This is a genomic window from Achromobacter xylosoxidans (assembly GCF_014490035.1).
GTDB classification, from domain to species: domain Bacteria; phylum Pseudomonadota; class Gammaproteobacteria; order Burkholderiales; family Burkholderiaceae_B; genus Achromobacter; species Achromobacter bronchisepticus_A.
This window is the reverse complement of record NZ_CP061008.1, coordinates 3,024,927-3,050,383: the sequence shown is the minus strand read 5'-3', so window position 1 is coordinate 3,050,383 and position 25,457 is coordinate 3,024,927. Positions and strand designations below refer to the sequence as shown.

Annotated in this window: 17 protein-coding genes; 11 read left to right on the top strand and 6 right to left on the bottom strand. The window is 67.4% G+C overall.

Annotated elements, in window-relative coordinates; genetic code table 11:
• Positions 1-9: 9 nt before the first annotated feature.
• Positions 10-1,941 (top strand): acyl-CoA synthetase, encoded by a 1,932-nt coding sequence (locus IAG39_RS14240; RefSeq protein ID WP_118933276.1) that lies wholly within the window; start codon positions 10-12, stop codon positions 1,939-1,941.
• 44 nt (positions 1,942-1,985) lie between these two features.
• Positions 1,986-2,969, top strand: a complete 984-nt coding sequence (locus tag IAG39_RS14235; protein WP_118933277.1) for a tripartite tricarboxylate transporter substrate binding protein — start codon at positions 1,986-1,988, stop codon at positions 2,967-2,969.
• 20 nt (positions 2,970-2,989) lie between these two features.
• Here the strand turns inward: IAG39_RS14235 and IAG39_RS14230 are convergent, their stop codons facing one another.
• Positions 2,990-3,604, bottom strand: a complete 615-nt coding sequence (locus IAG39_RS14230) for an ATP-binding cassette domain-containing protein (protein WP_118933278.1) — start codon at positions 3,602-3,604, stop codon at positions 2,990-2,992.
• Between the two features lie 312 nt (positions 3,605-3,916).
• Between IAG39_RS14230 and IAG39_RS14225 the strand changes: the two genes are divergently transcribed.
• Positions 3,917-11,464 carry an autotransporter-associated beta strand repeat-containing protein gene (locus IAG39_RS14225; protein WP_118933279.1) on the top strand — a complete coding sequence of 2,516 codons (7,548 nt, stop codon included), beginning with the start codon at positions 3,917-3,919 and terminating at the stop codon, positions 11,462-11,464.
• A 132-nt stretch (positions 11,465-11,596) separates the two neighbouring features.
• Here IAG39_RS14225 and IAG39_RS14220 read toward each other — a convergent pair whose 3' ends face one another.
• On the bottom strand, positions 11,597-12,193 hold the full coding sequence (locus tag IAG39_RS14220; protein ID WP_059373096.1) for a short chain dehydrogenase: 597 nt from the start codon (positions 12,191-12,193) through the stop codon (positions 11,597-11,599).
• A 130-nt stretch (positions 12,194-12,323) separates the two neighbouring features.
• Here IAG39_RS14220 and IAG39_RS14215 point away from each other — a divergent pair, with 130 nt between their 5' ends.
• Positions 12,324-13,214 (top strand): LysR family transcriptional regulator, encoded by an 891-nt coding sequence (locus tag IAG39_RS14215; RefSeq protein WP_118933280.1) that lies wholly within the window; start codon positions 12,324-12,326, stop codon positions 13,212-13,214.
• A gap of 43 nt (positions 13,215-13,257) precedes the next feature.
• Here the strand turns inward: IAG39_RS14215 and gcvA are convergent, their stop codons facing one another.
• A complete protein-coding gene (gene gcvA, locus IAG39_RS14210; RefSeq protein ID WP_059373100.1) occupies positions 13,258-14,175 on the bottom strand; it encodes a transcriptional regulator GcvA in 918 nt (305 codons plus the stop codon).
• Between the two features lie 149 nt (positions 14,176-14,324).
• Between gcvA and IAG39_RS14205 the strand changes: the two genes are divergently transcribed.
• The 6 genes from IAG39_RS14205 to IAG39_RS14180 all read left to right on the top strand — a co-directional run bounded on the left by IAG39_RS14205 (position 14,325) and on the right by IAG39_RS14180 (position 20,276).
• Positions 14,325-14,999 carry a cupin domain-containing protein gene (locus tag IAG39_RS14205; RefSeq protein WP_118933281.1) on the top strand — a complete coding sequence of 225 codons (675 nt, stop codon included), beginning with the start codon at positions 14,325-14,327 and terminating at the stop codon, positions 14,997-14,999.
• Positions 14,996-16,108, top strand: coding sequence for a flavin monoamine oxidase family protein (locus tag IAG39_RS14200; protein WP_118933282.1), 1,113 nt, complete (start codon positions 14,996-14,998; stop codon positions 16,106-16,108). Before IAG39_RS14205 ends, IAG39_RS14200 begins: the two co-directional genes overlap by 4 nt.
• The gene (locus tag IAG39_RS14195) at positions 16,105-17,175 is read left to right on the top strand and encodes an alcohol dehydrogenase catalytic domain-containing protein (protein WP_118933283.1); all 1,071 of its coding nucleotides are present in this window, start codon (positions 16,105-16,107) and stop codon (positions 17,173-17,175) included. The genes IAG39_RS14200 and IAG39_RS14195 overlap by 4 nt, the downstream gene beginning before the upstream one ends.
• Positions 17,176-17,200: 25 nt before the next feature.
• Positions 17,201-18,424, top strand: coding sequence for an MFS transporter (locus IAG39_RS14190; protein WP_118933284.1), 1,224 nt, complete (start codon positions 17,201-17,203; stop codon positions 18,422-18,424).
• 57 nt (positions 18,425-18,481) lie between these two features.
• Positions 18,482-19,510, top strand: coding sequence for a MerR family transcriptional regulator (locus IAG39_RS14185; RefSeq protein ID WP_059373637.1), 1,029 nt, complete (start codon positions 18,482-18,484; stop codon positions 19,508-19,510).
• Positions 19,511-19,589: 79 nt separating this feature from the next.
• The gene (locus tag IAG39_RS14180) at positions 19,590-20,276 is read left to right on the top strand and encodes a GntR family transcriptional regulator (RefSeq protein WP_059373109.1); all 687 of its coding nucleotides are present in this window, start codon (positions 19,590-19,592) and stop codon (positions 20,274-20,276) included.
• Between the two features lie 16 nt (positions 20,277-20,292).
• Here the strand turns inward: IAG39_RS14180 and IAG39_RS14175 are convergent, their stop codons facing one another.
• Positions 20,293-21,177, bottom strand: coding sequence for a LysR family transcriptional regulator (locus IAG39_RS14175; RefSeq protein WP_059373111.1), 885 nt, complete (start codon positions 21,175-21,177; stop codon positions 20,293-20,295).
• A 153-nt stretch (positions 21,178-21,330) separates the two neighbouring features.
• Here IAG39_RS14175 and IAG39_RS14170 point away from each other — a divergent pair, with 153 nt between their 5' ends.
• A complete protein-coding gene (locus IAG39_RS14170; RefSeq protein WP_118933285.1) occupies positions 21,331-22,842 on the top strand; it encodes an MFS transporter in 1,512 nt (503 codons plus the stop codon).
• Positions 22,843-22,868: 26 nt separating this feature from the next.
• Here the strand turns inward: IAG39_RS14170 and IAG39_RS14165 are convergent, their stop codons facing one another.
• Positions 22,869-24,152: a cystathionine gamma-synthase family protein gene (locus tag IAG39_RS14165; RefSeq protein WP_059373115.1), complete on the bottom strand. Its 1,284-nt coding sequence runs from the start codon at positions 24,150-24,152 to the stop codon at positions 22,869-22,871.
• Between the two features lie 290 nt (positions 24,153-24,442).
• Positions 24,443-25,456, bottom strand: a complete 1,014-nt coding sequence (locus IAG39_RS14160; protein ID WP_059373117.1) for a PleD family two-component system response regulator — start codon at positions 25,454-25,456, stop codon at positions 24,443-24,445.
• Position 25,457: the final 1 nt, after the last annotated feature.

Below are 25,457 nucleotides of genomic sequence, written 5' to 3'. Positions count from 1 at the left end.
GACCACGCCATGACCCAGGTCCATGCCGCCCCGCCCCTCTCGCCGCCTTTCGCCGCCCCGTTCCCCGTGCGCAGCGCCGCGGACGTACAGCGGCTGCAGGCCCGCCCGCTGACCGAGACGCTCACGGTGCGCAGCACCTACGAGATCTTCCGCAACTCGGCCGCGGCCTTCGGCGACAAGACCGCGCTGACCTTTCTGCGCAGCGCCGACCCCGGCGACGCGCCGGTGCGCTGGAGCTACCGCGAACTGCTGGCCGGCATCCACCAGACCGCCAACCTGCTGCATGAACTGGGCGTGGGCCCGGGCGACGCCGTCGGCATCCTGCTGCCCGGCTGCCTGGAGTACCACCTGGCGCTCTGGGGCGGCGAGGCCGCCGGCATCGTCCAGCCTTTGAACCCCTTGCTGGCCGAGGACAAGCTCGCCTCCCTGATGACCACGGCGCGCGCCAAGGTGCTGATCGCCTATGGCTCCGACGTGGAATGCGGCTCCTGGTCCAAGGCGCTGCGCCTGCGCGAACGCGTGCCCACGTTGCACACGCTGCTGCGCGTGGCGCCCTTGGACGAGCCGCCCTCGGCGCGCCCGGCGCTGCCCGAGCATGCGCTGGATTTCAACGCTGCGCGCACCGCGCAGCCGGCCGACCGCCTGGTCAGCAACCGCGACATCCATGCCGGCGACGTGGCCGCCTATTTCCATACCGGCGGCACCACCGGCGCGCCCAAGCTCGCCATCCACACGCACGCCAACCAGGTCTTCAGCGCCTGGGCCGCGGTGCAGTTGCAGAACGCCGGACCGGACGACGTGGTCATCAACGGCTACCCGCTGTTCCATGTGGCGGGCGTGCTGCCGGCATCCCTGGCCGCCTTGTCGGCGGGGGTCGAGACCGTCATCCCCACCACCCTGCTGCTGCGCAACCGTGACGTGCTGCGCAACTACTGGCGCCTGGTCGAACACCACCGCGCCACCTCGCTGCAAGGCGTGCCGACCATACTCGCGGCGCTGGCCGAGGTGCCGCTGGCCGGTGCCGACATCTCGTCGCTGCGCTATTGCCGCACCGGCGCCGCGCCCTTGCCCGCCGAGCTGGCCGCGCGCTTCAAGCGCCTGTTCGGGCTGCACGTCAACGAAAGCCTGGGCATGACGGAGATGGCGGGCATCTCCACCATTTCGCCGCCAGGCTGCGAGTTTCCGGTGGGTTGCGTCGGCTTTCCGCTGCCCTACGTGCAGGTACGCATCGTCGGGCTGGACGTGCCGGCTGGCGCGCCCGCGCGCGACCTGCCCGCCGGCACGCCCGGCATGGTGCTGTTCAAGGCGCCCAACGTGATCCCGGGCTTTCTGGACGCCGAAGACACAGCGCGTGCTTTCACCGACGACGGCTGGCTGATCAGCGGCGATGTGGGCTATCTGGACGAAGCCGGCCGCCTGCATCTGCAGGGCCGCGCCAAGGACCTGATCATCCGCAGCGGCCACAACATCGATCCCAAGACCATCGAGGATGCGCTCGCCTCGCACCCGTCGGTGCAGCTCTGCGCCGCGGTCGGCGCCCCCGACGCCTATGCCGGCGAGCTCCCCATCGCCTTCGTCACGCTGGCCGAGGGCGCGCGAGTCGAGGAAGCCGAACTGCTGGCCTACGCCGCCGAACACGTGGACGAAAGCCCGGCGCGGCCCAAGCGCGTCATCGTGCTGGACAACATGCCCATGACCAACGTGGGCAAGATCTACAAGCCCGATCTGCGCCGCCTGGCCACCGCCGTGTCGGCGCAGGCCGTGGTGGCGCGCACCCTGCAGGACGCTGGCCTGATCGACGACGGCGCGCTGTTCCGGGTCGAGCCCGACGCGCAGCCCGATATCGCAGTCCTGGCCGACGCCCGCGCGCCCGCGGCGCTGAAAGCCAGCCTGCGCGACGCGCTGGCCCGCCTGCCGGTCAAAGTCGTCCTGCGCGACTGAGCAGTCCCCCTCCCACACACAACAACACCCCAGGAGACAAACCCATGACCCACCAGCCCCTGCGGCGCGCCTGCCTCGGCGCCGCACTGCTCTCGATCGCCGGCGCCGCCCTGCCATTCGCCGCCGCGGCGCAAGGCGCCTATCCGTCCAAGCCCATCACGCTGATCGTGCCCTTCCCGGCCGGCGGCTCCACCGATCGCCACATGCGCATCGTGGCGCAGGACGCCTCCAAGTACCTGGGCCAGCCCGTCATCGTCGAAAACCGGCCCGGCGCCGGCGGCACCCTGGGTCCGGCCACCATGGCCAAGACCGCCAAGCCCGACGGCTACACCATTACCCTGTACACCCTGGCCATGCTGCGCATGCCGTACATGCAGAAGAGCAGCTGGGACCCCATCAACGATTTCACTTTCATCCTGGGTCTGTCCGGCTACACCTTCGGCTTCACCGTCCGCTCCGACTCGCCGTACAAGACCTTCAACGAATACATCGAGGCGGCGCGCAAGGCGCCCGGCACCATCGACTACGGCTCCACCGGCATCGGCTCATCGCCGCACCTGCTGATCGAGGAAGTCGCCATCAATGCCAAGGTGAAGCTGAACCACGTGCCGTTCAAGGGCAACGCCGACATGCAGCAGGCGCTGCTCGGCGGCCACGTCATGGCGCAGAGCGACGCCACCGGCTGGGACCAGTTCGTGGATTCCGGCAAGATGCGCCTGCTGGTCACCTTCGGCGAAAAGCGCACCACGCGCTGGCCCGACGTGCCTACCGCCCAGGAACTGGGCTACAAGGTCGTGTCCACCTCGCCCTATGGCCTGGCCGGCCCCAAAGGCATGGACCCGGCAGTCGTGAAGACCCTGCACGACGCCTTCAAGAAGGCGCTGTTCGACCCCGCCAGCCTGGACGTCATGAAGCAGCTGAACCAGGAACCCGCCTACCGTGACAGCCAGGACTACAAGGAATGGGCGCAGGCCACCTACGTCAAGGAAAAAGGCCTGATCGAATACCTGGGCTTGATGGCGAAGTAGTAATAAGGGCGGCGCCGCCTTCAGCGCAGCGCCGCAACCTCGACTGATCTGGCGCCGCTGGCTTCCACCAGCTCGGGGTCGTGGCTGGCGAACAGCACCACCCTATCCTGCGCCCAGATCTTGAACTGTTCGGCCAGCACGCCGCGCGCCTGCGCGTCCAGGCCGTTGCTGGCCCCATCCGCAATGATGACGGCCGGGTCGCCCAGGGCCGCGGCCGTCAGGTAGACCTTGCGCCGCGTGCCCGTGGACATCTGCTCGAAGCGCTTGTCCAGATGCGGCTCCAGCCCCAACCGGAACGCCAGGTCCAGCACGCTGTCGGCCAGCGGCACATTTTTCTCCGCCGCAACCTGCTCCAGCAATCCGCGCCCCGTCTGCGCGGGCAGCGCCATGCAATTGTCGGGCACATAGGCCAAGCGGGACCGGGCTTGCGCCGGTGCCTGGGTCAGCGCGTGTCCGTCGATCCAGACCTCTCCCGCATCCGGCGCGATCACGCCCGCAATGATGCCCAGCAGCGTGGACTTGCCGGTGCTGTCTTCTTCGCATAACGCCACGCATCCGGGCGTGAACGTATGGGTCAGCCCCTGGAAGACGAGATGGTCGCCGTAGCGCTTGCCGAGATTGTCGATTCGTAGCATGGCCGGGAGTGTACGCAGGAATGCGGCGCTCGGCCATCGCCGCCTCGGCGTGGCGTCAACGCAGCAAATGTGAACTGAACTCAAATTTTTCCGCATTGACGGTGTGGAAATCTGCATTTTTGCCGTACATTACGCGGCGTAAATAAATGTTAATTTTCAGCAAAACATTTCGAATTCTGTAACGGTTGCCTCGTCCGTTCGTGCTATCGGCCCAGTTGAGCGACCTACCACCAAGACGCATTTAGTTTCATTTACATCAATACAACGTCCAATTTTGCCGGGCTGGCATCGGCTCCGGCATAGAAGAGATCAATGAATCACGTCTATCGAGTAGTCTTCAACGCCGCCGCCGGCGTGTGGCAGGCCGTCAGTGAAATCGCCCGCGGGCCGGCAAAAAGCAGCAGTCCTGCCCGGCGCCTGCGTCGCGGCGGTGCACAACTGGCGGGCGCGCTGGGCATGGCGATGGTCGCCGCCAACGCCTACGCAGTTCCCCCCAGTCTGTACTGGGACGGCAGCCAATCCGTGGCGAACGGTTCGGCGGATGGCGGCTCTGGCATCTGGGATTACTCCGATACCAACTGGACTTCCGATATCGGGACGCCGAATCAATCCTGGAACGGCGGCAACGCGGTATTCTCCGGCCCCCCCGGCACCGCCGGCACCGTGGCGGTCGGCGGCCAACACAGCATCACGGGCCTGGAGTTCCAGAACGACGGCTACAAGCTGGTGGGCGGAGCCAATGGCCAGCTGAATACCAGCGGCACTGCCAATATTCGGGTCAATCCCAACGTGACCGCAACCCTGGGCGTCGCCATAGGCGGCAGCGGCACCCTGCACAAGCAAGACAGCGGCACGCTGATACTCAACGGCAACAGCACCTATACCGGCGGCACGATAATCGAGGCCGGCCGCTTGGAAGTCGGCAGCAATACCGCGCTGGGCAGCGGCGCCCTGACGGCGCTCAACAACACGGTGCTCGACGCCAATAACAAGGTAGCCCTCGACAACAATGTGAATCTGATCGGCAGCCTGGGGATAGGCGGAAGCGCCGACCTGACGCTGAACGGCGTCGTTTACGGCCCAGGCTCGCTGATCAAGAACGGCGCCGCCAACCTGACCTTGAACGGGGCCAACACCTATCTGTCGGGTACCACGCTGAACGCCGGCACGCTGACGGTGGGCAACGATCAGGCTTTGGGTCTCGGCAACTTGACCGTGGGCGGCGCTTCCACCCTGACGGCAAGCAACGCGGTAACGCTAGGCAACGCCATCGCCCTCAATGCGAGCCTGACGGTTGCCGGGGACAATGACCTGACGTTGAACTCGCTGATTTCGGGCCCCGGCCAATTGGTCAAGACTGGCACTGGCACGCTCACCCTCGGCAACGCCAACCCCGACCACACCGGCGGCATCGCCCTCAGTGGCGGCACATTGGCGTTCGACAACGCGACTTCCCTGGGGAGCGGCGCGCTGGTCGCCAACGGCACGGCCACACTGCAGAACAACCGGCCCGTGCTCCTGCAAAACGCCATCAGCGTCAATGGCGAACTGACCATGCAGACCTCGCGTTCGCTGGAATTGGCCGGCTCATTGAGCGGCAGCGGCAAGCTGATCAAGACTGGCGCGGACGAATTGTTCCTGTATATCAGCAACACGTACTCCGGCGCTATCGAAATCGAACAAGGGCACGTCACGACATTCGCCAACAATGCGCTGGGTACCCCCGGCAGCGTGAAGCTGGCCGCAGGCACCGTCCTGAACCTTACTGCCAACGCGCAGATCGGGGCTCTTAGCGGCAGCGGCACCACCAGCACCGGCGTGGCCAGCTTGCTCCAACTGGGCGGCACCAACGCAGACAGCACCTATGCCGGCGCGCTGGTCGGCGGCGGTTCGGTTGAAAAAGTGGGCATTGGCACACTGGAACTCTCGGGCAACAGCTCCCTGAGCGGCCCTGTCACCGTCAAAGCCGGCACCCTGAAAGTCAGCGGCGCCTTGAACAACACCGGTGTCACCGTCCAGAGCGGTGGCACCGTGAGCGGCGGCGGCGCCATCAACGGCCCGCTGACCGTTGCCAACGGCGGCACCCTGACCGGCAGCAGCGGCCAGAAACTGACCGCGGGCGCGATAGACCTCTCGCAGACCTCCAATATCAATGTCGCGCTGGGTGCTCCTAGCACGGGCAATCCCGCGCTCTTCCAGGCCAACAACGGCTTGACCTTGGATGGCGTGTTGAACATCACCGATGCCGGCGGGCTCGGCAATGGCGTCTACCGCCTGTTCGACTACTCCGGCAGCTTCGTGAACAACATCCTCGACTACGGCACCTTGCCTGGCACGATGCCCACGACGGAACTGACGGTGCAAACCGCGGTCACGGGTCAGGTCAACCTGCTCGTCAACTCGCCGAACCGGACCATGCAATTCTGGGATGGCGCCCACTCGGTGCCCGACGGCCTTATCGCCGGCGGCACCGGCTCGTGGAACTCCGTAAACACCAATTGGACCAACTCCGACGGCGTTATCAATCAGTCCTGGATCGGCCAGTTCGCCGTATTCCAAGGCCAGGCCGGCACCGTGACGGTGACAGACGAGCAGACCGTCAACGGCATGCAGTTCATGACCGATGGCTACCAACTGGCGGCAGGCATCGACGGCAAGCTCATAGCGGTCAACCGCGATGGCGGCAATTTCGCCGTGCGGGTCGATCCGGGCGTCACCGCGACGATCGGTGTGGACATCAATGGCACCGGCACCCTGCAGAAGCTGGACCAGGGCAAGCTGGTGCTCAATGGCAACAACGGCTACCAGGGCGGTACCCTGCTGGCGGGCGGCACGCTCGTGGTCGGCAATAACAACGCGCTGGGCACGGCGACCCTGACCGCTACAGGCGGCACCACGCTGGACAACAACCAGGCCCTCACGCTGACCAACCAGATCGTTGCCCAAGGCCAGCTGAACCTGGGCGGCAGCAATAACCTGATCCTGAACGGCGACATCGCCGGCAACAGCGGCGGCCTGAACAAGAACGGCAGCGGCACCCTGACCCTGGGCGGCAACAACTCCTTCGGCGGCACGATGGCGCTGAACGACGGCACGCTGGTGCTGGCCTCCAGCAATCCGCTGGGCAACAGCACCCTGACTGCCGCCTCCGGCATGCAGCTGGACAACAGCGTGGCATTGAGCCTCGCCAACACGGTCAACCTGGCCGGCGACCTGAGCCTCGTCGGCAACCAGGACCTCACTTTGGACGGCCTGGTCAACGGCACAGGCGGCCTGGCCAAGCGCGGCACGGGCAAGCTGACCTTGAACGGCGCCAACACCTTCCAGGGCGGCGTCAACCTGACGGGCGGCAACCTGGCCGTGGGCCACGACGCCGCGCTCGGCGAGGGCACGCTGACCGTGCGCAACGCGGCCACCCTGGAAGCCAGCCGCGCGGTGACCCTGGCCAACAACGTGCAACTGAGCGCTTCCCTGACGCTGGACGGCAGCAATGATTTCACCCTGAACGGCGTGATCAACGGCTCCACCGAGCTGGTCAAGAACGGCGCCGGCCGACTCACCCTCAATGGCGAAAACCGCCATAGCGGCGGCACCACGGTCAATGCCGGCGACTTGAGCCTGGGCAATGCCGCGGCGCTGGGCACCGGCATGCTGACCGTCACGGGCAACACGCAGCTGGACACCGCCGGTCCGATGCGCCTGAACAACGACGTCAATGTAGGCGGCACGCTCAAGGTGGCGGGCAACAACAGCCTGATCCTGGATGGACAGCTCAACGGCAACGGCACGCTACGCAAGACGGGCGCGAACGACCTCTCGCTCACCAGCAGCGCCAACACCTTCAGCGGCATGATCGATCTGCAAGGCGGCAGCTTGACCACCGCGGGCAACAACGCGCTGGGCCAGAATGCCACCGCGAACGTGGCAGCCGGCGCCAATCTGTTCATCACCAATCTGGCTCGTCTGGCCAGCCTGAACGGCAACGGCACCGTAACGGTCTCGAACGGGAACAACCTGACCATCGGCGCCAACGGGGCCAACAGCAACTTCGGCGGCCAGCTCGACGGCATGGGTTGGTTGACCAAGAGCGGCACGGGATCGATGGTTCTTTCCGGCAACAACACGCTTACCGGCCAGACCTCAGTCAGCGCCGGCAGCCTGTGGGTAGACGGCTCGCTCGCCAGCACCAATGTGATGGTGTACAGCGGCGCTGCCCTGGGTGGAACCGGCAGCATCGCCGGCGACGTGACGCTCCAGAGCAACGCCACCCTGAACTTGACGGACGGCCACACCCTGTCGGTCGGCAGCATGGGGCTCGGCACCCAGTCGATCGTGAATGCCAGCCTGGGCGCCCCCGCCCTGGGCGGCGGCACTGCCTTGGTGAACGTGACCGGCAACCTGCAGCTGGGCGGCACGCTCAATATCAGCGACGCCGGCGGCTTCGGCACCGGCGTGTACCGCCTCATGAACTATGGCGGCAGCCTGACCAACAGCGGCATGCGCTTCGGCAACCTGCCCAGCAATGTGCAGGCGCCCGACCTGACGCTGCAGACCTCCGTCGCCAACCAAGTCAACCTGCTGGTCGCCGCGCCCAACGTCACCGTGCAGTTCTGGGACGGCTCGCAAACCGTCGGCAACGGCGCGATCGAAGGCGGCAGCGGCACCTGGGACGGCGCCAACGCCAACTGGACCGGCGTCGACGGCAACGGGAACCGCTCCTGGGCCGGCAACTTCGCGGTGTTCCAGGGCGCCGCAGGGACGGTCACCGTCGCAGGCGCGCAAAGCACGACGGGCATGCAGTTCTTGACCGACGGCTATGTCCTGGAGCCCGGCTCGCTGGGATCGCTCAACCTGGTCAACGGCGGCTCGGGCTACGCCTTCGTGCGCGTCGATCCCGGCGTGACCGCGACCATCAACGCCCCGCTCGTTGGCAGCGGCACGCTGGCCAAGGTCGACCCCGGCACCCTGGTGCTCAACGCGTCCAACGGCTATACCGGCGGCACGGCGCTCAACGGCGGCACGCTGGTGCTGGGCAACGACAAGGCCTTGGGCAACGGCCTGCTGACCGCTGCCAACGGCACCACGCTGGACAGCAACACGGCAGTCACCGTGCGCAACAAGGTCGCGCTGAACGGCGCGCTGACGATCGCCGGTTCCAACACCATGGAGCTGAACGGCACCGTCGGCGGCGCGGGCGGCCTGATCAAGAACGGCGCGGCCAACCTGACCCTCAGCGGCGTCAACAGCTACGTCGGCGGCACCCTTCTGAACGCGGGCGGCCTGATCGTCGGCAACGGCGCCGCGCTCGGTTCCGGCACGCTGACGGTAGGCGGCGCGGCCACGCTGGACAACACCCAGGCGCTGGCGCTGGCGAACAACATCGCCCTGAACGCCGGCCTCACGGTGCAAGGCAGCCAGGAACTGACGCTCAACGGCAACATCTCGGGCGCGGGCAGCCTGACCAAGAACGGCGCCAGCACGCTGACGCTCAACGGCGCCAACAGCTACACCGGCGGCACCTACGTCAACAGCGGCACGGTCGCGTTGGGCGCGGGCAGCAGCCTCGCCGCCACCGGCGTCGTGACCGTCGCCAACGGCGCGACCTTCGACCTGTCGGCAGGCCAAGGCGCCCAGGTGTTCGGCACCCTCGCGGGCGCCGGCAACATCAAGATGGGAACCAACACCCTGCTGGCGGGCGGTTCGGCCGACGGCATCTTCGCCGGTTCGGTCATCGGCACCGGCACCCTGGTCAAGCAGGGCTCGGGCACGCAGACCCTGACCGGCGTAAACAGCTATACCGGCGGCACGCTGGTCGCGGGCGGCACCTTGCGCGCAGGCTCCGCGACGGCATTGGTCCAAGGCACCGGCTATCAGGTATTGACGGGCGCCGTGCTGGACCTCAACGGCAACTCGCTGCTGGCCAGCAGCCTGAGCGGCGGCGGCACCGTGGCGCTGGGCGGCGGGCGCTTGACCGCCGACATCGCGGCGGGCAGCGCGTCCACCTACATGGGCATCTTCGTGGGCGGCGGCGACCTGGTCAAAACCGGCGCTGGCGCACTCGCGCTGACCGGCGGCAGCACCTTCACGGGCGGCGTGCAGCTCAAGCAAGGCAGCATCGCCCTGGGCCATGCGCAAGGCCTGGGTACGGGCACGCTGGCCATGGACGACGGCACCGTCATTAGCCTGATCGCCAACGGCATGACCATCGCCAACGACCTGGCCATGACGGGCACCAACGACCCGGTCATCGACACCGGCGCCAACACGGCCACCTGGGCCGGCGCCATCACCGGCGGCGGCTTCCTCACCAAGCAGGGAACCGGCGTCCTGACGCTGACCAGCGCAGGCAACAGCTACACCGGCGCGACCGATGTCGCGCAAGGCACGCTCAAGGCCGGCGCGGCAAACACCTTCAGCAGCGCCTCTGCCCACACCGTGGCCAGCGGCGCGGTGCTGGACCTGGCAGGCTACAGCCAGACCGTGGCCAGCCTGAACAACAGCGGCGCGGTCAATCTCAGCGGCGCCACGCCGGGGGCCGTGCTCAAGGTCACCGGCCCCTATGTCGGCAACAACGGCAAGTTGGGCGTTTCCACCGCGCTGGGCGCGGACGGCAGCGCCACCGACAAGCTGCTGTTGAGCGGCCCCAGCGCCATCGCCAGCGGCAGCACCACGGTGCAGATCACCAATGCCGGCGGCCTGGGCGCACAGACAGGCAGCCAGGGCATCCAGGTCATCGCCACCGAAAACGGCGCCAGTCTGCAACCCGGCAGCTTCACCCTCGCGGGCAACCATGTCGACGCCGGCGCCTATGAGTACCGCCTGACCCAGACGACGCAGGGAGCCGCGCTGCACTCGACCAACACGCAGAACCCCGGCCCCGGCGTCACGCCGGCGCCCGCCTACCGCGAAGAAGTGCCGCTGCTGTCCTCCCTGCCCGCGCAACTGCGCCAGGCGGACATGGCGATGCTCGGCGACATGCGCAAGCGCATGGGCGACGACGCCGCTCAAGGCGCCATCGATCAGGACCCAAACCACCGCGCCTGGGCCCGGGTGCTGCGCACGGCGCCGACCATCACGCAGCAAGGCACGGTCAATCCCGAGAGCAGCGGCCACCTGACCGGCTTCCAGGCAGGCGTGGACGTGTACGCCGACCGCAACCTCAAGGCCGGCCTGTACGTGGGCCAGCTGGACGGCGACATGGGCGTGCGCGGCTTCTCCAGCGGCATGGAGCGCAAGTACGCGGGCTACAACAACCTGCGCGGCCGCTACGTCGGCCTGTACGGCACCTGGCAGCATGACTCCGGCCTGTACGCCGACGCCGTGATCCAGGGCGCCGACTACCGCAGCAGCCTGCGCACGGCCGACACCGGCGCTGGCGCCACCACCAAGGGCCACGGCTGGCTGGCCTCTCTGGAAGTGGGCAAGCCCTTCGACCTGGGCGGCAGCTGGCAATTGGAACCGCAAGCGCAAATCATCTACCGCAAGCTCAACCTGGACGACACCACGCTGAGCCTGGCCAAGGTGAAGAACGATGCGGACGATGACTGGACCCTGCGTCTGGGCGCCCGCGTCAAGGGCAGCTACAGCATTGGCGGCACCGTGCTGCAGCCCTTTGCCCGCGTCAATCTGTACAAGGCCAGCAACACCACCGACGTGGCCAGCTTCAGCGCTCCAGCCGGCACCACCGACATCCGCGCCAAGGGCGGCTACACGTCGACCGAGTTCGCGGTGGGCGCCATGCTGCAGCTGACCAAGAACACCAGCCTCTACGGCGACGTGGGCAAGCTCTGGGCCAACAGCGGCGACAGCCGCGTCAAGACCGGCGCGCAGGGCTCTGTCGGGTTGAAGGTGCTCTGGTAAGCCTCATGACCTGGGCCGGGTAGCCGGTCCCTGGCATGACCAAGCCCGCAGCGGTCCATCCGCTGCGGGCTTTCTTTTGGCGGGGTCCCTGGGTAGCGGCATGCCGCTACCGCGCCAGGAACTCCCAGGAAATCACCACACCCGGAACACTCGCCCCGTCTGCGCACCCTCCACGCTGCGGCTGTAGGCCAGCGCGACGCGGCTGGCCGGCGCGGATTCGAAGCCCTGGAAGTACGGCCCGTAGGCATCCAGCGATTCCGTCAGGACCGTGGGGCTGACCGAATTGATGCGCACGCCCCGCAGTTCCACGGCGGCGCCGCGCACGAAACCGTCGATGGCGGCATTCACCGCGGACGCATTGGCGCCGTAGCGGATCGGTTCATCGGTCAGGATGCCGCTGGTGAGCGTGATGGAACCGCCTTCGTTGACGTAATGCTGGCCGATCAGCGCCAGATCCACCTGCCCCAGCAGCTTGTCGTGCAGGCCGATCTTGAACTGCTCCGCCGTCATTTCGGCCAGCGGTCCGAAGTGCAGGCTGCCGGTGGTGGAGACGATGGCGTCCACCTTCCCCACGCGCTCGAACAGGGCGCGGATGCTGTCGCTCCGGGTCACGTCGACCTGATGCTCGCCGCGCGTCTTGCCGACGGCAATGATGTCGTGGCGCTGGCCCAGCTCTTGGGCGACCGCGCGGCCGATGGTGCCGGTGGCGCCGATCAGGATGATTTTCATGGGAACTCCGATTCGTATGTTGTGGGGTGCGCCCGCGATATCGCCAGCGCTTGTACGCATTCTGGCCAAGGACGCATCCTGGAAAAATCCTAGAATGGTGGGTTCACTTCACACTCAGGGTGCGTAATCCATGGACCGCTTGCTCAGCATGGAAGTCTTTGTGGCGGTCGTTGAGCTGGGCAGCCTGACCGCGGCGGCGGCCCGCCACGAGATGTCGCCCGCCATGGCGGCCAAGCACATCAAGGGCCTGGAAGCGCGGCTGGGCCTGAGGCTGATGAACCGCACCACGCGCCGCCAGAGCCTGACGGAAGCGGGCCAGGCCTACTTCGCCCGCTGCAAGGTGATCCTGTCGGACATCCGCGATGCCGAACAAGGCGCCGAAGCCATGCGCGCGGCGCCGCGCGGCCATCTGCGCATCACCTCCACCGTGACCTTCGGGTCGTTCGCGCTGGCCCCCGCCATCGCCGACTACCTGTCCGAGTACCCCGACGTCAGCGTGGACCTGGCCTTGAGCGACGCCGTCGAAGACGTGGTGGCCTCGCGCTACGACCTGGCGGTGCGCATCGGCGAACCCGCCGATTCCAGCCTGGTCGCGCGCAAGATCGGGCGCTACCAGATGATCATCTGCGCGGCGCCAGCCTATCTGGAACGCCACGGCACGCCCGAAACGGCAAGCGACCTGGCGCGCCATCAATGCCTGGACTTCTCCTACTGGAACCGCCGCACTGGCTGGCGCCTGAACGCGGAGAATGGCGGCGCGGCCTACCCTGCGGGCCGCTTCGTGTCGAACAACGGCCAGGCGCTCAGGCAGGCGGCGCTGGCCGGATTCGGCATCGTGCTGCAGCCGGAGCTGCTGCTGGCCGAAGACGTGCGCGCGGGCCGACTGGTCCCGATCCTTGAATCGGCCTGGCCCGTGGCCCGGCCGATCACGCTGCTCTATCCCAAGGACCGCAAGGCCCTGCCCAAGCTCACGACCTTCGTGGAATTCATGGTGAAGAGATTCACCCGCGCCGCGAAGTAAGCGCGGCGGGTGTCACGCAAGGTCGGCCGGACTCCGAACCCGGCTACCGACAGGCAGCGGCCTCGTCGAACAGCCAGTCGCGGAAGGCGGCCAATCGGGGCAGCTCCCGCTCCTGCGGCCGATAAACAACGTAGTAGGCCAACGCGGAGGGAACCGCCAACTGCGGAAACAGGCGCACCAGGCGGCCGGCGGCGAGATCATCATGCGCCATCACGCTGCGGGCCAGCGCCACGCCATGGCCATCGATAGCCGCCTGCAGCACCGCGGCGGAATTGTTGATCTTCATGCCTCGGGCCGTGGATACGCCTTGCACGCCGACTTTCTCCAGCCACATGGCCCAGGTCGGAAATCCCGTCTGCGCGTCCATCGACAGATCATGGATCAAGGTCTCGCCCGCCAGCTCGGCCGGACGCTTCACCGCCTTGCGCCGACGCAGCAGTTCCGGGGAGCAGACCGGGTAGACCTCTTCGTCCATCAGCTTTTCCGCCGCCAGGCCGGGCCAGACGCCAGCGCCATAGCGCACACCGATATCGATCTGCTGGGCCGCGAAATCCACCGGCTTGAGGTTGGTGTCCAGGCGCACGTCGGTATCGGGCCAGGCGTGCTGGAAGCGCTCGATCCGGGGCAGCAGCCACTTGGCGGCGAACGCCGGACTCACGGCCACGGTGAGCATGCCGCTCAAGGAACCTTCCTTCAAGCGCTCCAGGCCGAGTGCCAGCTTGCCGAGCCCCGCCTGTATCTCCGGCAACGCGCGTTCAGCCGCCGCCGTCGGGACCAGCCGCGCCTTGCCGCTGGCGCCGCGATGGAACAGCGGCGCGCCCAGCCATTGCTCCAGCGCGCGCACGAGCTGGCCCACCGCGGCAGGCGTCACGTGCAGCTCGGCCGCGGCTGCCGAAAAGCTTTGATGGCGCGCGCTGGCCTCGAAGGCGCGCAGCGCGTTGAGGTGCGCAAGAGACTTCATGGCGATAAAGTTTTTCTTTCTATTAGAGGTAGTTTATCTGGTTTGTCTGCTGCTGCCGATTGGCCAAGAATACGCTCTATCTCTAGCCTTTTCAGCACATGGCAGCCAAGGGCCAGACGTCATCCTGAAATAGCTTTTCTACCAATATCATGCTTATCAACGCCGATTTCTCACGCAACGTCATCGTTACGCCGGAGCAGTACCAATGGATGCCGTCGCCGCAGCACGGCGTGGAACGCATGATGCTGGACCGCGTGGGCGGCGAACAGGCGCGCGCCACCAGCATCGTGCGCTACGCGCCGGACAGCCGTTTTCCACCGCACCCCCATCCCGGCGGCGAAGAAATACTGGTGTTGTCCGGCACTTTCTCCGACGCCAGCGGCGACTATCCGGCAGGCTGGTATCTGCGCAATCCGCCCGGTTCCGCCCATGCCCCTTCCAGCAGGAACGGCGCCACCATCTTCGTCAAATTGCGGCAGATGCCCGCGGATGAACAATCCATCATGCGCATCGACACGCGCGATCCCGCTGCCTGGACGCGCGAGCGCGGCGGCGAAACCTGCCCGCTTTACTCCGCGTCCTATGAGCAGACTTGCCTGCGGCGCCTGCCCGCCCACGCACCGCTGCCACGGACCGCGGCCGCGGATGCGGAAATACTGGTGCTGGCCGGATCAATTGCCGATGGACAAGCCTCTTACCCGCAAGGCAGCTGGCTGCGCCTTGCCCGTGGCGCGCACGCCGCGCTCGCCGCTGGCGCCCAGGGCGCTACCGTCTATCTGAAGACCGGCCATCTGCCGGACCCGAACGGCGGGAGCCAGCCATGACGACACAAGTGGACACCGTCATCGTCGGAGGGGGACTCTCCGGCCTGTACGCGTCCCTGCTGCTGCAACGGCATGGCGCCGGCAGCCATATGCTGCTGGAAGCGCGCGACAGGCCCGGCGGCCGCATCCTGGGCGCAGGTTCCTACGATCTGGGCCCCACGTGGTTCTGGCCTGCGATCCAGCCCGGGCTTGGCGCCATCGTCCGCGATTTCGGCTTGTCTATCATCCCGCAACACGAAGCGGGTTCCATGATGGTCGAGCGTTCAGGAACGCCGGTGCGCATGCATGGCTACCCCAGCCATCCGGCGTCCATGCGGCTGGCGGCCGGCATGAGCGGCCTGATCGATGCCCTGCGCGCACGCCTGGATCCGGCGCGCATCAAGCTGGGCCAGACCGTGACCCGGCTGCGTGAGACCGGCCCCGCCATCGAAGTGCACGCGCGGGACAGCGAGGGACGGCCCAGCGTCTTTCAGGCCTCGCGAGTGCTGCTGGCCGTGCCTCCGCGCCTGGCGCAATCCCGTATCGATTTCGACCCTCCGCTGCCGAGCGCGCTGGCAACGCAATGGCGCGGCACGCCGACCTGGATGGCTCCCCATGCGAAGTACCTCGCCGTCTACGGCTCGGCATTCTGGCGCGAGCAAGGCATGTCTGGCGCGGCCCGCAGCAGCCGGGGGCCTCTGGCCGAGGTCCACGACGCCAGCACCCCGCAAGGTCCTGCCCTGTTCGGATTCGTAGACGTGCCCGCGGCGGCGCGCCGTTCCGTCGGCCAGGACGTGCTGATGGCCCACAGCCGCGCGCAGCTCGCCCGGCTGTTCGGCCCCCAGGCGCTCAAGCCCGAGCGGGAGTTCTACAAGGACTGGTCGCAAGACCCCGACACCTTCACGGCGGCGGACTGCATGGATGGCGGCGCGCACCCGGCCGCACCCGCGGTTGCGGCCGAGACTGGCGTATGGGCGGGCCGCCTGGCCGGGATAGCCAGCGAATGGTCCGCCGCATTCCCCGGCTATCTGGCTGGCGCCATCGATGCCGCGGACGCCGGCGTGAAGCGGCTGCTGGACCGCGCTGCACCCGCCCCCAACGCGGTCCCGCCCGGAGTCCCCGCCCGATGACGCGCGTCCCTTCCACCTATCGCGCCATTCGGACCACCGCGCCCGGCCGGCTCGAATTCGTTGAATTGCCCACGCCCGAACCCGGCCCCGGAGAAGTACTGCTGCGTATCGAAGCTTGCGGCGTCTGTGGCGCCGACGCGGCCGATATCGACAATCCGGCGCTGCAACGGCCGCGCATCCCCGGCCACGAAGCCGTCGGGCGCGTCGCCGCGCTCGGCGCGGGCGTCGACGCCCACTGGAACATCGGCCAACGCGTCGGCGTGGGACGCCTGGGCGGTCATTGCAGTACCTGCGCGCAATGCCGCCAAGGCCTCTTCAATCTGTGCACGAATCAACCGGTAGTCGGCGTCACCCAGGACGGCGGCTATGCCGAACTGATGCTGGCCCGGACGACCGGACTGGTTGCCATACCCGACGAGCTCGACGCCATACAAGCCGCCCCGATACTCTGCGCCGGCATCGCCACCTTCAACGCGCTCAGGAAATGCGGGGCGCAGGCCGGCGATCTCGTCGCCGTGCTGGGCATAGGCGGCCTGGGCCACATGGCGCTGCAATACGCCCGCCGCATGGGCATGAAGGTTGTAGCCATCGGCCGGGGCTGCGACATAGCCGCTGACGCCTTGCGCCTGGGCGCCCATGTCTACATCGACAGCAACGGGGAAGACGCCGCGCAACGGCTCCTCGGCATGGGCGGCGCACAAGCGCTGATCGCCACCATCACCGACACGCAGGCCGTGTCCGAGGCCATGCGCGGACTGGCTCCGCAAGGCCGCACGATGTTGCTGGGCGTGGGCCGCGTCCCGCTGGCGGTGCCTCCGGGCTTTCTGGTGGGCGGCGAGCGGACCGTTGCCGGGTCCATGACCGGCACGCCCTGGGAAACTGAAAAAGCGCTGAACTTCAGCGTACTTGCAGAGGCGCTGCCCATGGTCGAGACTCTACCCCTGGAACGCGCAGCCGACGCCTTGCTGCGCCTGAAGTCCGGCGAAGCGAAGTTCCGCGTGGTCCTGACCATGGACGCCGCGCGGGAACGACGCCGCACATGGCAAACCGCTACCCATAGCAACTAAAACCGCAATCCTCGAGGAGACCCACTTGTCCGCATCAACCCCGGCGCCATCGGCCGCGCCCAGCGCTGAACTCTCGCCCCAGGCGCAGCGCGGCAACATCGCCCGGCTGACGATCGCCCAGGCGCTGGCAGGCGCCAACGCCGTCGTGGTCTACGCCACCGGCGCCATCGTCGGCGACATGCTGGCGCCGGACAAGGCGCTGGCGACCCTGCCCATTTCCCTCTTCGTGGTCGGCATGGCCGCCTGCATCCTGCCCATGGGCGCCATCGCCCGGCGTTACGGCCGCCGTGCCGCCTTTCTCGCCGGCACGGCCTGCGGCGTGCTCGTGGGTCTGCTGGCCGCCGCCGCCATCGTGCTGAGCTCGTTCTGGCTGTTCTGCCTGGGTACCTTCTTCGGCGGCGCGTACGCCGCCGTCGTGCTGTCGTTCCGCTTCGCGGCGGCCGACGGCGTGTCTCCCGCCCGGCGCGCCCGCGCCCTGTCCTTCGTGATGGGCGGCGGCGTGCTGGCCGGCGTGGTCGGCCCGCAACTGGTCACATATACGATGTACCTGTGGCCGGTCCACATGTTCGCGGCAACCTATCTTGTGCAGGCCGCGGTCGCGGCGATCTCGGCCCTGGTCCTGCTGGGCGTGCACCTGCCCATGCCCAGCGCGGCCGAAGTCGCGGGCGGACGGCCGCTGGGCTTGATCGCGCGCCAACCGCGCTTCATCACGGCCGTGGTCTGCGGCGCCGTCTCCTACTTGCTGATGAATTTCCTGATGACCGCCGCGCCGCTGGCCATGCATCTTTGCGGCCATTCGCAGGAAAGCGCCAACCTGGGCCTGCAATGGCACGTCATCGCCATGTACGGCCCCAGCTTCTTCACCGGACGCCTCATCACGCGTTTCGGCGCCGGACGCATCGTCACGGCGGGCCTGGCGCTCACCGGCCTGTCCGCGGCCATCGGCCTCACGGGGATCGACGTGGCGCATTTCTGGGTCACGTTGATCCTGCTGGGCCTGGGCTGGAACTTCGGCTTCGTGGGCGCGTCGGCGCTGGTGCTGGAATGCCATCGGCCCGAGGAAAGGACCCGGGTGCAGTCGCTCAATGACTTCATCATCTTCGGCACCATGGCGGTCGGCTCCTTCGCATCGGGCGGCCTGCTGGCCGCGTACGACTGGGCCACGGTGCTGTGGGTGTCATTCATTCCCCTGGCGATTGCGGCGGTCGCGCTGCTGGCCGGGTCCGCCAGGAGCCGCCAACAGGCTTGACCCTCACGCAACGTCATGTCCCAGAGTTCGTTCCGCGCCATCAACAGGAGGAATGCCGTGCAACTGAAAGTAGGAGAACTGGCCAAGCGCAGCGGACTGACCGTCCGCACGCTGCACCACTATCACGCGATCGGGCTGCTCACGCCTTCGGCGCGCGCCGACAACGGCTATCGGCTGTATGGCCGCGACGACATTGCCCGGCTGCATCAGATCCAGGCGCTGCGCCGCTTCGGATTGCCGCTGGCTGAAATCGGCGCTTATCTGGACCAGCCCGACACTCCCATGGACGAAATCATCGCCAGGCAGATCGCGATGCTCGACCGCCAGATCCAGCAAGCCTCCCGGCTGCGCGAGCGTCTCGCCCAGCTGCAGGGCCAGTTGGCGCAAGGCAAGGAGCCGGAGCTGGCCGATTGGCTCACCACTCTGGAACTCATGACCATGTACGACAAGTATTTTTCCCCCGATGAACTGGCCCGCCTGCCCATGTACCGCAGCAGCCAGGATGGCGACGCGGACTGGCTCGCGCTGATCAAGGAGGTGCAGGCGCAGATCGATGCCGGCGCCGCACCCGAAGAGGCGCGACCGCGCGAATTGGCGTTGCGCTGGATGACCTTGCTGCTGCGCGACACCAATCGCGACCCGCGCCTGCTGGTCAAGCTGAACCGGATGCACGAACGGGAGCCCGCGATGCAGGCGCACATGGGCGTCTCGCCGGCCTTGCGCGACTACGTGCTGCAGGCCTTCTCGGAAAGCAAGCTGCGGATCTACGAGAAGTACCTCACCGCGGACGAGGCGCGCTACATGCGTGAGCATTACGGCGATCGCATCGGCGAATGGCCCGAGCTGATGGCCGACGTGCGCGACGCGCTCGACGCGGGCGCGGCGCCGGACTCGGCCACGGCGCTGGCGCTGGCCCGGCGCTGGCTGGACCTGTTCCGCAGCTATGCCGGCAACGACCCCGCCACCCAGGCGAAATTCCGCCAGGCGCTGATGAACGAACCCGAACTCACCGCCGGCACCTGGACCGATGACGCCACCCTGTCGTTCATGCGGCAGGCGATGGGCGCGCTGGCGGCGGCGCGCTAGGCCCGGTCCGGCAGGCCCCGTCACCGCCGGGCCTGCCCATTTGCTAGACTGACCGGCCCTGTCCCTCTCCTGCCCCAACATGTCCCAGGAAGTCCGCCCCGACCCCAGCGCCGACGATATCGCCAAGGAAATCTCGGCGGCCATCGTCGCGCACAAGCTGCCGCCGGGCACACGGCTGCGCGAAGAGGCGCTGGCGGGGGTGTATCAGGTCAGCCGGACCAAGATCCGCGCCGCGCTGCTGATGCTGTCCAAGGACAAGCTGATCAACATCGTGCCGGACAAGGGCGCCTTCGTGAGCAAGCCGGACGCGAACGAGGCGCGCGAGGTCTATGCCGTACGGCGCATCCTGGAAGCGGCGCTCGCGCGCGAGTTCGTGGCGCGGGCAACGGCGGCGGACTACCGCCGCATCGACGCGCACCTGGCCGCGGAGCGCCGCGCGCTGGAAGGCGGCGACGTGCAGGAACGCAACCGGTTGCTTGGGCATTTCCACATCCTGCTGGCCGAGGCCGTAGGAAATTCCGTGCTCACGGGGATGCTGCGCGAACTCTCGGCACGCAGCGCCGTCATCACCGTGCTGTACCAAAGCTCGCACGATGCCAGTTGCTCGTCGCAGGAACATCACGCCTTCATCGAGGCCGCCCGCGCGGGCGATGCCGACCGCGCCTGCGCGCTGATGGATGCGCATCTGGAACACGTGCAGACGGCGCTGGATTTCAAGAACGGCGGCCGCAGCGGCGGCGATCTGGTCAGCGCGCTGCTCAGTTGAAGCCGGGCCGGCCGTGCTACGGCTGCGCCTGCGTCCCCGCCAATAGCTGGCCCATGCGCTGCTGCAGCCAGAGTTCCGTCTCGCTCAGGCTGCCGCCCCTCAGCCACAGCGTGCGCACGGACAGCATGGGCAGGAACAGGTCCGCGCAACGCACGCTGACCAGCGCGTTGCTGAAGCCCTCGTATTCGCCGATATTCAGCGGCAGGATGGCCCAGCCCACGCCATTGGCCGCCATGGCCGCGATGTTGTAGCTGCTGTCGGCCCGCCAGACCGAGGGGCTCAGCACCACCTGGTCTACGCCGTCCATCTGCATGAGCAACTGCCTGTGCCGCGCCAGATCGTTGCGCCCGACCTCGGGCAACGCGGCCAGCGGATGGCCCTGGGCCACGAAGATGCCTTGCGCCACGTTGCCCAGATGGCGGTGGGCGAAGGCGCTGCCGGGATCGCCGCGATCGAACTGGAAGGCCAGGCTGGCGCGGCCCTGCTCCACGTATTCGGCGACCTCCGTCGCGGTGCCGTTGAGCTGGGTCAGCTCCAGCGCCGGATAGCGTTCGGCCAGTTCCTTCAGCAACTGGTCGGCCACCAGATAAGGCAGGCCTTCGTCCAGCGCAAGGCCCAGGCGCGCTTCGCGCCCGGCGGCAAACGACAAGGCGCGCTGCTCCAAGGCGCCCGCTTGCCGCAGCAGCTCCTGGGCCTCCTGCAGCATGACTTCCCCGGTAGCCGTCAGCGTGGCGTTGCGCCGCGACCGGTCGAACAGCTCCACGCCCAGATCCGTTTCCAGCAGGCCCACCGAGGTGCTGACCGCAGATTGCGCCTTGCCCAGGCGCCGCGCGGCCGCCGAGAACGATCCCGATTCCGCCGCGGCGACGAAATGCCGCAGCTGGTCCAGTGTCCATTGCATATCCCAGCCCTCCTTTATCCATCCATTTTATAGATGGTTTCCAACTTTTTTATGGCAAATGGAAGATGGATAATGGCGCGCTCTGGAACCCGGCCATCCCGGCCCCGCCCGTATCCTCGGCGCGGCAGGCGTTTCAGTTTCAGGAGTAGAACCATGCAGCGGACTGAACCGAACGCTGTCGCCACGGCCGCGCCCGGCCGCTGGCTGGTGCTGGCCATCGTGTCCAGCGCCTTGCTGTTGATCGTGGTCGACATGACCGTCCTCTATACCGCCCTGCCCCGGCTCACGCATGAGCTGAACGTCAATGCGTCGGAAAAGCTGTGGATCGTGAACATCTACGCGCTGGTCGTGTCCGGCCTGCTGCTGGGCATGGGTACGCTGGGCGACCGCCTCGGTCACAAGCGCCTGTTCATGGCGGGGCTGATCGTGTTCGGCGCGGCGTCCCTGTGCGCGGCCTACTCGCCCGGCGCGGCCACCCTGATCGCGGCGCGCGCGCTGCTGGCCGTGGGCGCCGCCATGATGATGCCGGCCACGCTGTCCATCCTGCGCCTGACCTTCGCCGACGAGCGCGAACGCGCCATCGCCATCGGCGTCTGGGCCTCGGTGGCCTCGGGCGGCGCCGCGGTCGGTCCGGTGGTGGGCGGCGTGCTGCTTGAGCATTTCTGGTGGGGGTCCGTGTTCCTCATCAACGTGCCCATCGTGCTGCTGGCGCTGCCGCTGGCCTGGCGCCTGATCCCGGCCAGCCGTCCGGACGCCTCGCGCCCCTGGGATCTGCTGGGCTCGCTGCAGGTCATGGCCGGCCTGATCCTGTGCGCCTACGCGCTGAAGGAACTGGGCAAGACCGCCCCTTCCTGGCGCGATGCCGGCGTGGCCTGCGCGGCGGGCGCGGCCATGCTCGCCGTATTCGTGCGGCGCCAGCGCGCGCGGCCCTATCCGCTGATCGACTTCGCCATCTTCCGCAACCTCAGCTTCAGTTCGGCGGTGGCGGCCGCGCTGTTCGCCGCCGCCGCGCTGCTGGGCATGGAGCTGGTGTTCAGCCAGCGGCTGCAGCTGGTCATGGGCATGTCGCCGCTCGAAACCGCGCTCTTCATCCTGCCTCTGTCGCTGGCCGCTTTCATTGCGGGTCCGCTGGCGGGCTGGCTGCTGGGCCGCGTCAACAGCGCCACCATGCTGTTCCTGTCGCTGCTGGTCTCCGGCCTGGGCATGACCGGCTATCTGCTGAGCTATGACGCGGCGCTGCTGCCGCAGATGGTCAGCCTGTGCGTGCTGGGCGCGGGCATAGGCGCCACCATGACGGCGGCGTCCAGCACCATCATGCAGAGCGCCACCCCGGAGCGCGCCGGCATGGCGGCCTCGATCGAAGAGGTCTCGTACGAACTGGGCGGCGCGCTGGGCGTCACCCTGATGGGATCGATCCTGTCCGGGGTCTATGCGCACACGCTGGCCGTGCCGGCGGGCCTGCCCCAGTCCGACCTGGCGCGCGACAGCCTGGACCAGGCCCTGATCGTGGCGGACGGACTGTCGTCGGACCTGGGCATGGCCTTGACGCGCCTGGCCAAGACCGCCTTCGACACCGGCTATGCCGCGGTCATCGCCACCGCGGCGCTGATGCTGCTGGTCACGGCGGGATTCGTGCTGTTCAACCGGCGGCGCATGGCGGCCTGAAACCGGCCGGCCATGCCGGCCCCGGCTCAGCAGTTGCGGAAGGCGTGGTCCATGTCCGCGATCAGGTCTTCCTCGTGCTCCAGTCCGATCGACACACGCACCAGCCCCTCGGACACGCCGGCCGCCTCGCGCTCGGCCGCCGGGACGCCTGAATGCGTGGTGGACGCCGGATGGCAGATCAGCGATTCGGTGCCGCCCAGGCTGACGGCCGACTTGAAGAGGTGCAGCGCATTGATGAAGCGAAAGGCCTTGGCGCGCCCGCCCTCCAGCACGAAGGCGAAGGTCGAGCCGGGCCCGGTGCACTGGCGCTTGTAGACGTCCTGGTAGGCCCGGTCGGCAATCATTTCCGGATGGAAGATCTGCACTTTTTCATGTGGATTGCCGGACAGCCATTGGGCCACCTTGGTCGCCGTGCGCGCGGCCTGCTTCATGCGCAGCACCACGGTTTCCATCGAGCGCGTGATCATCCAGCAGGAATGCGGGTCCAGCTGCGAACCGAAGGCGCTGCGGATGGCGCGCACCTTCTTGATCAGCGCCTTGCTGCCGGTGACGGCCCCCGCAACCAGGTCGCTGTGGCCGCCCACGTACTTGGTCAGCGAATACACGCACAGATCCACGCCATGCTCGGCCGGCTTCTGGAAGATCGGGCCCAGCAGCGTGTTGTCGCACACCGACACGGGACGATAGCCGTGCCGGGTTTCGAAGGCGTCCAGCTCATTCTTCATGGCTTCGAAATCGATCAGCGCATTGGTCGGATTGGCGGGCGTTTCGACAAAAAACAGGCGCACCGGCCCCTGGGCCGCCGCAGCCTCCAGCGCGGTGCGCATGCTCTTGGCCGACAGGCCGTCTTCGACCGCATGCGAGCCTATGCCCCACTCCGGGAAGATCTTGGAGATCAAGGTCTCGGTGCCGCCATACAGCGGCACGGACTGCACCAATTGATCGCCCGGCCGCAGAAAGGCCAGGAACACCGCGCTGATCGCCGACATGCCGCTGGAAGTCACCGCGGCATCTTCCGAGCCATCCAGCAGCGCCAGGCGGTCTTCGACGATTTCCAGATTGGGATGGTTGAAGCGGCTGTACACCAGCCCCGCCGACTCGCCCTGCGGCAAGGGCTTGCGGCCTGAAACCAGGTCGAAGAACGCCGCGCCGTCCTCGGCCGAGCGGAACGCGAAGGTGGACGTCAGGAACACCGGCGGCTTGACCGCGCCCTCCGACAGGAAGGGGTCGAAGCCGTAGGACATCATCTGGGTTTCGGCATGCAGCGGGCGGCCGAAAATGTCCTTCTTGTGGTAGCTGGAGTAACTCATGCTGTGCCTCTCTGTCTGGTTTCCGGATGCCCGGCCGGGCCGCCGGGCAGACGCGTCACGCATGCGGAAACGATAGCGCTGCCGGCCCCGGACTGCATGGAAGAATGACGGTGGCCGGCCGCAGAGGCCCTTCCACCTGCATCGTCCGGCAGGGACAGTGAGAAACAATATTTCTCTTCACCAGGATTTCATGAAAGACGCTGCCGGGTTACATCGACTTGGCGCAATCGCTTGGAAAATCATGAGATCCCGCGGAAGATGGCTGGCGCAGCCTGCCCGCGGCCGCGCCCCTACATCACGCCGGGAACGACGCGGTTGCGGCCCTGCCGCTTGGCTTGATAGAGGCCGCGGTCGGCCACCTGGATCAGGTCGGTGCAAGGCTGGTCGCCCTGAGGCACCGCCGTGGCCGTGCCTATGCTGACCGTCAGCCAGGGGCCATCACCCGTGTCCTTCTGCGGAATCTGCATGGCCTCCACGGCGCGGCGCAGCTTCTCGGCGGCCAGCCGCGCGCTGCCGGCCGGCGTGCCCGGCAGCACCAGCGCGAACTCTTCGCCGCCGAATCGCGCCGCCAGGTCGGTGGACCGGTCGCAACTGGCGAAGATGGTGTTGGCCACCCGCTTGAGCGCCTCGTCGCCAGCGATGTGGCCATAGGTGTCGTTGTAGGCCTTGAAGTGGTCCACGTCGATCATGAGCATGCTGATTTCGCGGCCGTCGCGGCGCGCGCGCTGCCATTCCGCATTCAGGTACTCGTCGAAATAACGGCGGTTGCCCAGGCCCGTCAGGCCGTCGGAATTGGTCAGCCGGCGCAGCTCCATATTGCTTTCCAGCAGTTGCTGCTGGCTCTGGCGCAAGGCCTGGTAGGCCTCGTCGCGCTGCACCAGCGCCAGATACGAGCGCGAGTGATAGCGGATGCGCGCCACCAGTTCAATGGAGTCGGGCAGCTTGACCAGGTAGTCGTTGGCGCCGGCGGCAAAGGCCGCGCTCTTGATCGCCGGATCTTCCTTGGTGGACAACACGATGATGGGGATGTCGCGCGTCACCGGATGGCCACGGTACTCCTGTACCAGGCTCAGTCCGTCCACGCCCGGCAGCACCAGGTCCTGCAGGATGACGGTGGGCCGGGTCTGGATCGCCACGGTCAGCGCTTTTTCCGGGTCCGAGCAATAGTGGAAGTCGATGTTGCCCTCCGTGGCCAGGGCCCGTCTGATGGCCTCGCCGACCATCACCTGGTCGTCGACGAGCAACACCATGGCCGCATGCGAATTCAGGTTCGCCGAAGCCGAGCTGTCAATGGGAGGTTGCATA